Here is a 13,305-nt window from a genome sequence, read left to right on the forward strand (position 1 = left end):
CGGCTTCTGGTTTTACAGAAATAAGCGCCACAGAGACTGGCGAATAACTGCAAATTAGCAACATATAGTTAACAGGCAGGTTGCTGAACAGAGGCGCTGTGGATCGTGAGAAAACTTCCGTCACTCAGTATGTTGCGTGTATTTGAAGAAACCTGCCGTACGCTGAGTTTCAGCAAGGCGGCAGAGGCGTTGTTTATTACTCAAAGTGCGGCCAGTCGTCAGATCAAACAGCTTGAGGCGTTTCTGGGGAAATTGCTGTTTATCCGCAGCTACAGCGGCCTGGCGTTGACCCAGGATGCAATTTTGTTGTTGCCGCGGGTACGCCAATCGTTGGATATCCTCGAAGAAGGGATCCAACAGGTACAGTTGCACAATCCGTTGCAGCATCTGCGGTTACAGGTAGCGCCGACCTTCGCTACCCGCTGGTTGGCACCGCGACTGGTGGCGTTACGTCGCCGCAACAGCCAGTTGCAGATCGCGCTGATCAGCGAGACCCGACAAAAATACTGCGATTTTGACTGTGCCATTCGTTTTGGTGAACCGGCCGATTGCGCCATCAGTGGGGAATGGCTATGCCATGAACGCCTGGTACTGGTCGGTAGCCCTTTATTGATGGTCAATGAGGTCTTCCCGCCGTTGCATACCCAGACGCAGTTGCACATTCTGAACGGCGATATCCGGCTGGATAACTGGGCGTGCTGGCTGGCGGCGGCGGGGCAAGTGATTGCCGGTCAGCAGAGCGGGTTGGAGTTCAGTACTCAGGATCAGGTGATTAACGCCTGTATTACCGGTGCCGGCTATGCGGTACTGGATCGATTGATGATCCGTAATGAGCTGCAAAGCGGGCTGTTGGTGTTACTGTCACCGCTGGAGCTGAAAAGTCGCAACGGCTACTGGTTGGAAATTCCTGCCGGCAAGCGCGATTTACCGCGGGTAGGTTACTTTCATGACTGGCTGCAGGAGGAAATTGTGCAGCTATCACAGCTTCCTGAACCAATGTCGGGCATGATGGCGGTGGTTTGAGCAGACGTGGAGATACCGGTGTGTGGGTGTGTTACCTTATTGTTAATGAACATTGCCCGTTATCCATCCGGACGGGCCTGACTGGGGAAAGACGTGTCTTCAATTGTTGAGTTGTTAAAACTGCATCCGGTGATTGCCGCAGTAAAAGATAATGAAAGCCTGCAGGCCGCAGTGAAGTCGGATTGCCGGATTATTTCGGTGCTCTACGGCAACATCTGTAATATCGGGCGCATCGTGCAGCAGATTAAAGAAGCCGGCAAATACGCCTTTGTGCACGTTGATCTGCTGGAAGGCAGTTCCAACAAAGAAATCGTGATTAACTTTCTGAAGATCGTGACGGCCGCCGACGGCATCATCAGTACCAAAACCTCAATGGTGAAAGCCGCGCGGCAGCAAGGGTTCTATGCCATTCACCGGTTGTTTATCCTCGACTCCATCTCCTTTAATAACGTCGACAAACAGGTGGCGCAGTCCACGCCGGACTGTATTGAGATCCTGCCGGGCTGTATGCCGAAAGTGTTGGGATGGGTGGCAGACAAGATTGATCTGCCGATCATTGCCGGTGGTTTGGTCTGTGATGAAGACGACGCCCAGACGGCACTAAAAGCCGGGGCTATTGCCGTCTCCACCACCAACCATGACGTGTGGAAATTAAAGCTTTAACTAATCCACCAGGGGGCTGAGCGCACGTAACAGGGGATCGAGATGGGTGCTCACCCGCTGATAAACCTGCTGATTGAGTTGCTGGTAAAAGCTGTGGTTGCGGGTATCCGGCGTAAAGCTTTCGCCTACCTTCACCAGTTTGTCGGTGGCCTGCTGATAACTGTCGAATGCGCCTACCGCCATACCGGCGTTGATGGCGCAACCCACCGCAGCAGAACCGCTCATCAAATTACGCCGGGTCGGGATACCAAACACGTCGGCAAAAATCTGCATAAACAGGTCGCTGTTGGCACCACCGCCGGAAATAATCAGGCTGCGGAATGGCGTATTCAGTTCCTGCGCCATCTTGTCCATGTGGTTTTTCATGGTGAAGGCAATGCCTTCCAGAATTGAACGATACATATGCGCCCGGGTGTGACGCCCGTCGAAACCTATCATCGCGCCTTTGCGGAATTCCGCTTCCGGCGGCGGTGCCCAGTCATGCACGGTGATTAATCCTTCGCACCCGGCAGGCACCCGTTCTGCCTCATGGTTCAGCAACTCTTCTATGCTCACCCCGGCGTCATGGGCAGCGGATAGCGCTGCGGCACCGAATTGGTCGCGAAACCAGCTGACTGTCCACATGCCACGCCGCACGCCCATGCATTCATACAAATAACGACCGGGGATCGAGGCCTGAAACGGCCAGAAATTCTGTGCATTTTTCACATTGGTATGGCCATGCACCATGGCGCCGATATAGGTCCCCAGCGAGATTAACGCCACTCCCTCATCCAGCGAGCCGGCCCCGAGGGCTTCTACTGCCTTATCGTGTGCGGTCGCCACGACCGGAATACCGGCAGGCAAGCCGATTTGTTGCGCCGCGCGTTCGCTGAGATGACCGAGAATTTCCCCCGGCTTCACCACATCAAAAACCTGATCGCGCGTCAGGTTGCAGCTTTGCCAGACTTGCGGGTCGGTGCTCCAGTCCAGAGTGTCATTGTCCATCGGCCACCAGCCGATATAGTTGGCGCAGGTATCTTTAAACTCACCGGTCAACCGGTGCGTGATATAGCCGGAAGTGGTGGTGACATAGCGCACGCCCCGGTAAGCCTCGATATACTCATAGGGCTTATTCATGCGCTTATCCATCCAGTTGATGACCGGATAGGCCAGTTCACCATTTTCTTTCAGTAACGCCCGGCAACAGCGAATGATGCAGACGCCCATCGACACAATGTCCTGCGGCTGTCCGCCATGGTCGGCAAAACGCTGCATCACACGGCGGAAAGCCACTTTTAACGCATTCCACAGGTCGTCATCAGGATGCTCTGCCAACAGCGGTGCGGGAATATCCAGTTTGCGCAGTTGCTGCTTGCCTTCGCAAATGACCTTGCCGTCCAAATCAAAAATCACCACTTTTGCGCTTTGGGTGCCAACGTCCACACCCATCAGATACTTCTTCTTCATGCGATCGCTCCTTAAGAAAAATGCCTTACCCGACGGCCGGTTTTGGGGTTATGGTTTTAGCGTCGGCAGTTTTGATCTTGTTGAACAACAGATAAGTAAATACCACCACCAAACCGGTGGCGACCAGGCCCATCAGCCACATGTTGCGGTAGGCCTCGGCGGCGGGCAGGGTGTCTTGCCAGTGTCCGACCAGCGGATAAACAAACACGTCCGGCAGGAAACCAATCACCGAGCAGATGCCGACGGTCGTCCCCATAATGAATTTGGGCGTGCGGGCTTCACCTATGCAGGCGAAATACAGCCCGCGTGAGGCATAACAGGTAAACGCCAGCAGCAGGATCAGGCCGATACCGACGGCGACCGACGCGGGTTGCCGATTGGTGAGTAACAGGGCCACCAGCGTGATCAGGCTGACCACCGCCAGCAACTGGATCACCCGGGTGGGGGATTTCAGCCGGCTGTGGCTGGTGATCAAGCCGCCGAGCGGGCCGCACATGGCGCGGAAAATTTTATTGATGACAATGCCCATATAACTGGCGGCCACCAACGTCATGCCATACATTTCAGTCAGATAATTGGTGGAATAACTCAGGATGGCATAGATGGTGTAAACGCCGAAAATGATCATGCTGCAATACCAGGTGGTACTGACTTTCAGCACTCTGAGGATATCGCCAAGGTTAAATTGGCGCGAGGGTTCCGCGTTGTCCGCCGCATTGTTGATCCCGTCAGTGACAAAAAACCAACAAAGAATGCCGAGCAGAATATACACGCCGCTGTAAATCAGGATCACCGCCTTAAGGCTGTTAGGATCTTCGGTGGCGAACAATGAGAACACCCACATGGTGAACACCGCCAGCGCCATAACGCCAACGCCGCGTAAGCCCTCCATCCAGCCCATTATTTTTCCCTGTTCATCATGGTCGCCCAGCAGCGATGCCGCCTTGATGGAAACGGACCACAACAGCAGAATAGTGGTAATGGCGAACGCCACCTGGATCAGGATCATCATCCAGAAAGGGGGGTAGAGTGCCATCAGCCCGCCCAGTAGTCCGGTGGCGATCATGGCAAAAGTCATTGTTTTACGATGGGAGAATTTATCGGCAATAATACCACTGGGGGCATAGAGAATAATGGCGGCAATACCAAAGGTACTCATTATTAACCCTATTTCGGTATTGGAAAAACCCATAAATTTCGCCATGGGTATTTGATAAATATAACGCAGGTAGGCCAAATCAAAACTCACGCCGCCGCTTATACTTATTATCGCCAGCGTTAACCAGCGGTGGAAATTGGATTTTTTCATGCGGCATTCCCGTAAAAATGTCAAACAAAAAAAGAGAAAAGCAAGCTCCCCGCATAGCGGGAAGTTACTTTTCTCTTCGGCTCATTCAGTAACTGTACTAACAAATAGCATGCCACTGATAATATTAAAAGTGACTCCTATCACAAAAGATTAAAATAACAACGGCGGGGTTGATTGTTAAAAACAGGGATTATTAGCGTATTTTTAGGCATGAAATAATTTTGTGATTCAAATCACGGAATGGCATTGGTTCGGCATGTTAGCTTACTCCTCAGTTACTAGAGCCGATGAGAAAAGTAACTTCTCTGCCCACCCGCAGAGGAGCTTACTTTTCTCATTTTTTTTGCATTTTTTTCAGGCTAAGGAGTTAGCACATGTCACTAGATGCATTGAATGCGTTCTCACTGGATTTCTTTTCACTGAAGGGCAAGACGGCCATTGTCACCGGTGGCAACAGCGGTCTGGGACAGGCGTTTGCCGTTGCCCTGGCCAAGGCCGGTGCCAACCTGTTTATTCCCAGCTTTGCGATGGACAAGGGGCAAACCCGCGAAATCATTGAGCAGCAGGGCGTTCGCGTTGAGTTTATGCAGGTGGATATCACCGAAAAAGGGGCACCGGCTCGGGTCATCGCGCAATGTATGGCGGACTTCGGCAGCGTGGATATCCTGGTGAACAACGCAGGGATCTGCAAACTGAACAAGGTGCTGGATTTCGGCCGGGCGGACTGGGATCCGATGATAGACATCAATCTGACCGCCGCCTTTGAAATGAGCTACGAAGCCGCCAAGGTGATGATCCCCAACCAGCAGGGCAAGATCATTAATATCTGCTCACTTTTCTCGTATCTCGGTGGGCAATGGTCACCGGCTTATTCCGCGACCAAACATGCGCTGGCCGGTTTTACCAAAGCTTATTGTGATGAACTGGGTCAATATAATATTCAGGTCAATGGTATTGCGCCTGGGTATTATGCCACCGATATCACTGCAGAGACACGCAGTAATCCGGAAACCAATCGCCGCGTGCTGGAACATATTCCCGCCAACCGTTGGGGTGATACTCAGGATTTAATGGGGGCGATGGTATTTTTAGCCAGTAAGGCATCAAATTATGTTAATGGCCACTTGCTGGTGGTCGATGGTGGTTATCTGGTTCGTTAAATAAACGGGGAAAACCCGTTTTATCTCAGGCAACAAATTTTATATTCTATTATCAGGAAGGAATAACCATGTCTCTGACTCGCGAAGCTATTGTCACTCATTTAAAAGAAATCGTTGGCCCGGCACGGGTTATTACTGATGAAGAAGTGCTGAAAAAAAACAGCGTCGATCGGTTCCGCAAATATGCCGATATCCACGGTGTGTTCACCCAGCCGTTACCTGCGGCGGTCGTCAAGCTGGAGAATACCCAACAGGTGGCTGACGTATTGAAGTTTATGAACGAAAATCGCATCAACTGCGTGCCCCGTACCGGCGCGTCTGCCACCGAGGGGGGGCTGGAGACGGTGGTAAAAAACTCGGTGGTGCTGGATGGCTCGGGATTGAACCAGGTGATCAGCATCGATATCCGCAATATGCAAGCTACGGCCCAGTGCGGTGTGCCGCTGGAAGTGCTGGAGAATCAATTGCGGGCGCAGGGGTACACCACCGGACATTCGCCACAGTCCAAGCCGCTGGCACAAATGGGTGGGCTGGTGGCAACCCGCAGCATCGGTCAACTGTCTACGTTATACGGAGCGATTGAAGACATGGTGGTGGGGCTGGAGGCGGTGTTCCCCAATGGCACCATTACCCGGATCAAAAATGTGCCGCGCCGTGCGGCCGGGCCAGATATTCGCCATGTGATTATCGGCAACGAAGGGGCGCTGTGCTACATCACCGAAGTGACAGTCAAAATTTTCAAATACACGCCGGAGAACAACCTGTTTTATGGCTATACCCTCGACAACATGCAAACCGGTTTCGACATCCTGCGTGAAGTGATGGTCGATGGCTACCGTCCATCCATCGCCCGACTCTATGATGCGGAAGACGGCACTCAGCACTTTACTCATTTTGCCAAAGGGAAATGCGTGCTGATCTTTATGGCTGAAGGGGCAAAAGGCATTGCGCAGGCGACCGGTGCCGGTATTGAGGCGATCGTACAGCGCCATGCTGAGTGCCATAAAGTGGACAGCAAACTGATCGAACAGTGGTTCAATAATCTGAACTGGGGGCCGGAGAAAGTAGAGGCAGAACGCGTACAGATTATGAAAACCAATAATATGGGGTTCACCACCGAGGTTTCTGGTGACTGGGCGAGTATCAACACCATCTATGAAAACGTGATCCACCGGATACGTACCGAATTCCCCCATGTCGCGGACATCACCATGCTGGGTGGCCACTCTTCCCACAGCTATATCAATGGCACCAATATGTACTTCGTTTACGACTACAACGTAGTGGGCTGCAAGCCAGAGGAGGAGATCGACAAGTACCACAATCCGTTGAACAAGATTATCGTCGAGGAAACCCTTAAACAGGGCGGATCTATGGTGCATCACCATGGTATCGGCAAGCATCGCACACACTGGACCAAAGACGAGCACGGCAGTGCTTATTACATCCTGAAAGCGTTGAAAGAGGTTTACGATCCCAACGGCATTATGAACACCGGCACCATTTATCCGCTGGAGAAGTAATCTTGCAACTGGCCCGGTTTACCGGGCCTCCTCGGTGGTCTGCAAGTTCCCGCGATGTTTTTCCCCCCAGGTACACAGCATATCTATGATTGTTGGCACAACACCGTGAGCGAGTGTTTTATTTAAAATAAAACGGCATCTCTCTGATAGTAATCAGGGTTTAGTCTATGATTACCCTTGGTGCATTTTACCCTCATAAATAAGTGAGTATGCAATGCGTAAATCCCTGATTGCTTTTTCCCTGATGTCAGCATTCATCAGTACGGCTTCATTCGCCAACACGCCAGCGTCGCTCGAAAAAGCGGCTCTTCATGGCAATGAAACTATTGCTACGCCCGGCGGTAACGTTGAGCTCATTAACTCTCATATCTCAGATAAAAGTTCTCAGTTACTGTTTGATGAAATGGATTTGCAGCGAGCCTCTCAGGCCTACATCTGGTCTACCCCCTACGTCAGTATGACGTCCTGGCGTGATAACCAGAATAAGGTGTTTGGCACTGGTCAGGCTGGCGTATTCGCCGTACTCAGCAGCTATAACGAGAAGCTGGGCATTGTCACTGCCAACCTGACCACGCCGTATATTTTCTCATTTTCTGATTTATCAAAAGGCCCACTGGTTATCAATTATCCGGCAGGAAAAACCGCTGGTGGCATTCTGGATTTCTGGCAACGCCCGGTCGCGGACCTCGGCTTAACCGGTCCGGATGGCGGTAAAGGGGGTAAATACATCATTGTGGGTCCCGAGGACGATGTCAGTAAATACAAGGCTGATGACACCTTCGTTTTTCAGTCTGCGACCAACAACATCATGGTCGGAACGCGTATTCTTGATACCGCCGCAGATGCGAAAGAAACATTCAAATCGCAGCTGACAATGAGTTCGGTCGATGGCAAAAAAGCCGATATTCGTTTTGTTGAAGGTGTGGACAAAAAGTGGTCGGCTACTGCTCCGCGGGGTCTGGCCTACTGGAAAATGCTGAGCGATATTATCAATCAGGAGCCGGTTCGCGAGCAGGATAAAGCCTGGCTGGCGATGCTCGAGCCACTGGGTATCGTGAAAGGCAAGCCTTTTAATCCGGATGCGCGCCAGAAAATGCTGCTGGAAAAAGGGGCGGCACTGGGCGAACTGATGACCCGTAACCTACAGATTAATCCGCGCTATACCTCGGTATACTGGCCCGGTACACAGTGGTACAAGAGCTTCGACTTCAACCTGTCACAGGAAACCGATACCAAAATACAGCTTGATGAGCGGGCTACCTGGTTCTATGAAGCGGTATCGAGTACTAAAGGGATGGTTCAGCCGCAGGTCGGTGCCGGACAGGTCTATATGACGACCAAACGTGACAGTCATGGTGACCTGCTGCGGGCGGATAAAAACTACAAACTGCATGTGCCAAAAGATGTACCGGTCGGCCAGTTCTGGTCGCTGACACTGTACAGTGAAAATACCCGCCGTGCTTATGACAGTGGTGAAGGGACTATTCGTAGTGCAAGCCTGGATAGTCGTATGCAGGACCTGGTTAAAAATGCTGACGGTTCGGTAGATTTGTATATCGGACCAACCGCGGCGAAAGGATTTGAGAAAAATCATATGAAAACCGTGGGAACGGATGGATGGTTCGTCTATTTCCGTCTGTATGCCCCGGAACAGGCCTTCTTCGACAAATCATTCAAGCTGGGCGATTTCCAGCGTCTGAACTAATTATCTCGGGCGGTAACTGCTCACGCTTTTTGAGGAATAGTCATGAAACTTACCATTAAAACTGTCGCCATGCTGGTTGCCGCCTCTCTGGCATCAGCCGGATTGCCAGCTCTGGCACAGAGTTCTACGGTGACAGGAAGTACCACCACGCTCACTTCTGCCCGGCATCTGACACAGCAACAGATGAACGAACTGGCGCAGAAAGCCTATATCTTCACTTACCCGCTGGTGATGAATTATCGCACCATGTACGCACAGTCCATCAAATCAGGTGACTTTGGTCAGTGGTTACATCTGGGGGTGTCCAGCCCGAAAGATACGGATATCGTTACCCCAAATGTCGACTCGCCGTATTCTTACGTCTGGCTGGATGTTCGCAGTGAGCCGTGGGTACTGACGATGCCAAAAATTGAGAAAAGCCGCTTCTATACCAGCCAATGGGACGACATGTGGGGCTACGTGCTGGGGAATCCGGGGTCGGTCAATGACGGCAACGACGGTGTCAGCGTCCTGCTGGCGGGCCCTGACTGGAAAGGTGAAACACCGAAAGGGATCAAGCGTGTTATTCGTGGTGAAAGTGATTTCCTCGGCTCGCTCACCCGTACTCAGTTGATGGGGGACATGAGTGACCTCAATAACGTGAAGAAGATCCAGCAAGAATATAAAGTGCAGCCGTTGAGCGAATATCTCGGTACGGCCAAACCGGCTCCGGCAGCAAAACTCGATTTCCCCGAGTGGAAAGAAGGTGCTGAGATAACCCCGCAGTACTGGGAGTATGTGGCGTTCATGCTGCAGCACGTGAAGCATAATCCAGCAGACCAGAAAATGTATGACGCCCTGAAGCAACTGGGTATCGGCACTGACGGTAAGCTGGATAGGGCCTCACTGAGTGCTGAGCAAAAAACGGCGCTGGAACAGGGCATAACGCTTGCGCAGAAAGAGATGAAAGACGTTGGTGATAAAACGAAGGATGCCAGCAAACTCTTCGGCACCCGCGAGAAGTTGAAACAGGATTACCTGACCCGGGCAATGGGGGTCTATCTGGGGATTTTCGGGAATACCACCGACCAGTCTTTCTATTACTCACTGCTCAAAGACCAGAACGGACAGATGCTGGATGCGTCAAAGCATGACTATGTCATCAAAATGGCCAAAGCTCAGTTGCCACCGGTCAAATATTTCTGGTCCCTGACGCTGTACAGCCTGCCACAACGTCTCCTGGTAGCAAACAGCGATAACCGTTACTCTTTCAGCAACACCACGCCAGGGCTGGTTAAAGGTGATGACGGTTCAGTCACGTTCTATGTTTCCAGCAAAAAGCCGGATGATAAATCGGTGAACTGGTTACCGGCGCCAGAAGGTCCATTCTGGACTGTCATGCGTACCTACGGCCCCGATAAATCCATCCTGAATGGTTCATGGAAAGCGCCGGAAGTAAAAGCGGTGAAATAGGCAATTTATCCTCAATCACGCGTTGTCAGGGCCAGTCAATACGACTGGCCCTTTTACATTCAGGCAGTAAACGCCCGTGAGGAAATTTTCACGATGATGCTATCGAGTGATATTTGTTTCCGGGTGCTGCCAGACCATCGTCGCAGTTGTACATATTAACTATTCGATATGTGCACCAAAACCGCTCCGTCCGGGGGCAATATCGGGTTTGAGGGTTAATGCCGGGATCTCATAGTCCCCTGCATTCTGCCGTCGGAAGGGGATCGGTGCAGTGTGCGCCAGGTCATCAAGCCGCTGCCCGAGGCGGGCGCTGATCTCGACAAATTTTGTTTCATCCACCCGGCCGGTACGATAAATGACGAAGGGCGGCAGCACCTCGAAACCGGGGTAATGCAGGATACCATGCTGGATAGGGAACAGGATGTCATCGATCGGGCCATTGATACCCCGCTCGGTGTAATGCGACTCCCAGCCACCTGTAGTGACAATCAGCATCGCCCGTTTCCCTGCCAGGGTACCTTCGCCATAACGATCTCCCCAACGCAAGTCAGAGTGTTCCCCCACGCCATAGGCAAATCCGTAGGCATAGACGCGTTCAACCCAGCCTTTAAGGATTGCCGGCATCGAAAACCACCACAGGGGAAACTGCAAAATGACCGTATCTGCCCAAAGCAGCTTTTCCTGCTCCAGCTCAATGTCCTGGCTCTGTAGCCCGTTGGCAAAGGCATGCCGGGAATCGAGTGAGGGATCAAAGCGAGTGCCTGGCGGGGAAACCCTGCTGTCATTGGCATCGAGCGTGGCTTTCCACTGCATGGCATACAGGTCGGAAACCTGTACCTGATGCCCGGCAGCCTCCAAACGTTGGACCGAAAAATCCTTGAGTGAACCATTTAACGACTGCGGTTCAGGGTGAGCATAGACCAATAAAACATTCATAACAGGACCTCCATGGGTTGATGGAAGTCAGGGTAGGCGCTTATCAGGTATACTAGAAATGAATTTCCAATATTACAGGTATTACTGTGAATAATATCAGACGACTGGATCTCAATCTGCTGGTAACGCTGGACACCTTGCTGGCCGAGCACAATGTGACCAGGACGGCACAGCGTTTAAATCTGTCGCAGCCGGCGGTCAGTGTGCATCTTGCCAAACTCAGGGATATCTTTCACGACCCTCTGCTGATGCCGGGGCCGCGCGGCATGCGACCGACCGCACGGGGTGACGAGTTACGTGAACCTCTGCGCCTGGCACTTGAGGCGTTGGAGCTTGCGGTATCGCCATCAGAACCTTTTGATCCCAGGGTGGCGGATAATACCTGGCGTGTGGCGGCATTCGACTACGGTGAGTCGACCATTGTTCAACCGGCGCTGATGGGGTTACGAACTGCGGCACCGCATAGCCGACTGGCAGTGATAGAAACCGTACCCTCACGTATTGCCAAACAGGCCGAACAAGGCGAGATAGACCTGGCTTTTCATACCCGCGAAGGGTCACCGCCCAACTTGCGTCAGCGTATTTTGTTTAGTGAACGCTATGTGCTGGTCGGGCGTACGGGGCACCCTGGGTTGCAAAATCCGCCATCGTTGAGCCAGTTTTGCGAGTTGGAACATGTGATGGTATCGCCGGACGGCGGAGGTTTTTTCGGTATCACCGACAAAGTACTGGCAGAAGCCGGTTTAACCCGGCGGGTGGTGCTTTCCGTACCACACTTTCTGTTTGTGATCTCGGTGCTGGCAAATTCAGATCTGGTGGCGATGCTGCCATCGCGGCTGGTACGCAACAACGGTGCGCTGCAGGTGGTCGAACCGCCGGTTGAGGTGCCGGGGTTCGAAATGACCATGTTGTGGCATGAACGTTCTCATCGCGATCCGGCACATCAATGGCTACGTGAGCATATTGTTGCCTCGGTTGGCTGAGGCTCAGGGATGCCTGCTGTATTTCAGTAATTTACCCTGAAGCAGCAACATCAGCGTACGCACAAACAACAGACCAATCAGTAGATTGCTGAAGACAAAAAGGGGTAATGCGAGCGCAGACAATATTCCTTCCTGGCTTGTATGCCCCAGATGCAGGGCAGTGGTCGCCAGGGCTGAAAGTCCGAATGAGAAGCTCCAGAACGAGACATTGAAGGGACCTTTCAGATACCAGGGAAGCAGACGCACGATAAACAACAGTTGCAGCAGACCATAGCCGAAAAGCATTTTGGCCAGTACGTCCGCTTCCCCCCCGTTAATCGCCAGCCAGGCACTGCAGGCCACCAGAGCCGGAGCCAGTTGGATGCCGAGAGAAAGGCGAACCGGTGCCGGCATTTCGCCCTGGTTGCGCAACCGCTGCAAAATGGTCGGCTCCAGGCTTAGCCAGGAAAGGATCCCCGCCCCCAGAAACAGCAGGCCCAGATCCTGATAGCCCAATGCACCGCAGGCCATGCAGCTGATAAAGTTGTTGGCGACCGTTGGCAAATAAAGCCCGGGCGTGGTGGCTTCAACAGGATGAGCCCCGCGCCACAAACCGGCACTTTGCCAGGCGGCATAGCTCAGCTGTGCCACGGCCCCCACGGCAAATATCGCGACGGCCAGTGAACGCCACCAGGGCACCACACCAATGGCGACCAGAATGGTAGTAGCCGGGAGCAAACTGACATAGCTGCTTATCAGTGGATGCTCAATTTCTGCTTTCACGCTGTGGGGAAACCGCAGCAGGCGGTATAAAAATGCGCAGGCCAGCAAAAACCAAAGGGTGACGGCGATAACGACCAGTGCCTCACCAATCATTGAGGAAACAGGCAGGATAGTAGCCGCATAACGCCAACCAAAACCCGAGCCAATGATCCCCAATACCATGCCAAAGTAGCCGGCAGGTAGATCGAGGAAACGCGGTGCATTGTTTAAAATAGGCTTATTCATTTTGTTTATATTTTCAAAAATATTTTAAGCGATCTTAGCGAGTTTGGGATGGGGAAGCAATAATACTTAGGGAATGAGAACAGGCTCGAGAGGGGCTTGACCGGGCGATGATAAT

The 13,305-nt window shown here is 52.4% G+C and carries 11 protein-coding genes; 7 read left to right on the top strand and 4 right to left on the bottom strand.

Annotation, left to right across the window (positions count from 1 at the left end; all coding sequences use genetic code 11):
- Nucleotides 1–105 precede the first annotated feature (105 nt).
- On the top strand, nt 106–1,023 hold the full coding sequence (locus FCL49_RS02245) for a LysR substrate-binding domain-containing protein (RefSeq protein ID WP_174352237.1): 918 nt from the start codon (nt 106–108) through the stop codon (nt 1,021–1,023).
- 93 nt (nt 1,024–1,116) lie between these two features.
- Nucleotides 1,117–1,686, top strand: coding sequence for a glycerol-3-phosphate responsive antiterminator (locus tag FCL49_RS02250; protein ID WP_012145193.1), 570 nt, complete (start codon nt 1,117–1,119; stop codon nt 1,684–1,686).
- Here the strand turns inward: FCL49_RS02250 and FCL49_RS02255 are convergent, their stop codons facing one another.
- Nucleotides 1,687–3,135: an FGGY-family carbohydrate kinase gene (locus tag FCL49_RS02255; protein WP_174352238.1), complete on the bottom strand. Its 1,449-nt coding sequence runs from the start codon at nt 3,133–3,135 to the stop codon at nt 1,687–1,689.
- A gap of 25 nt (nt 3,136–3,160) precedes the next feature.
- Nucleotides 3,161–4,444, bottom strand: a complete 1,284-nt coding sequence (locus tag FCL49_RS02260) for an MFS transporter (RefSeq protein WP_174352239.1) — start codon at nt 4,442–4,444, stop codon at nt 3,161–3,163.
- A gap of 374 nt (nt 4,445–4,818) precedes the next feature.
- Between FCL49_RS02260 and FCL49_RS02265 the strand changes: the two genes are divergently transcribed.
- The 4 genes from FCL49_RS02265 to FCL49_RS02280 all read left to right on the top strand — a co-directional run bounded on the left by FCL49_RS02265 (nt 4,819) and on the right by FCL49_RS02280 (nt 10,284).
- A complete protein-coding gene (locus tag FCL49_RS02265; protein ID WP_135316605.1) occupies nt 4,819–5,604 on the top strand; it encodes an SDR family oxidoreductase in 786 nt (261 codons plus the stop codon).
- Between the two features lie 68 nt (nt 5,605–5,672).
- Complete coding sequence (locus FCL49_RS02270) at nt 5,673–7,127, top strand: FAD-binding oxidoreductase (RefSeq protein ID WP_174352240.1); 1,455 nt, start codon at nt 5,673–5,675, stop codon at nt 7,125–7,127.
- 214 nt (nt 7,128–7,341) lie between these two features.
- Nucleotides 7,342–8,832, top strand: a complete 1,491-nt coding sequence (locus FCL49_RS02275; protein WP_174352241.1) for a DUF1254 domain-containing protein — start codon at nt 7,342–7,344, stop codon at nt 8,830–8,832.
- 42 nt (nt 8,833–8,874) lie between these two features.
- On the top strand, nt 8,875–10,284 hold the full coding sequence (locus FCL49_RS02280) for a DUF1254 domain-containing protein (RefSeq protein ID WP_174352242.1): 1,410 nt from the start codon (nt 8,875–8,877) through the stop codon (nt 10,282–10,284).
- A 159-nt stretch (nt 10,285–10,443) separates the two neighbouring features.
- Here the strand turns inward: FCL49_RS02280 and FCL49_RS02285 are convergent, their stop codons facing one another.
- Complete coding sequence (locus FCL49_RS02285) at nt 10,444–11,220, bottom strand: NAD(P)H-dependent oxidoreductase (protein ID WP_174352243.1); 777 nt, start codon at nt 11,218–11,220, stop codon at nt 10,444–10,446.
- An 86-nt stretch (nt 11,221–11,306) separates the two neighbouring features.
- On the opposite strand from FCL49_RS02285, the gene FCL49_RS02290 reads away from it, so the two are divergent.
- A complete protein-coding gene (locus FCL49_RS02290) occupies nt 11,307–12,203 on the top strand; it encodes a LysR family transcriptional regulator (RefSeq protein ID WP_174352244.1) in 897 nt (298 codons plus the stop codon).
- 3 nt (nt 12,204–12,206) lie between these two features.
- Here FCL49_RS02290 and tehA read toward each other — a convergent pair whose 3' ends face one another.
- Nucleotides 12,207–13,190: a dicarboxylate transporter/tellurite-resistance protein TehA gene (gene tehA, locus FCL49_RS02295; RefSeq protein ID WP_174352245.1), complete on the bottom strand. Its 984-nt coding sequence runs from the start codon at nt 13,188–13,190 to the stop codon at nt 12,207–12,209.
- Between the last annotated feature and the right edge of the window lie 115 nt (nt 13,191–13,305).

It is taken from the genome of Serratia proteamaculans, assembly GCF_013337185.1.
Taxonomy (GTDB): Bacteria; Pseudomonadota; Gammaproteobacteria; order Enterobacterales; family Enterobacteriaceae; genus Serratia; species Serratia proteamaculans_D.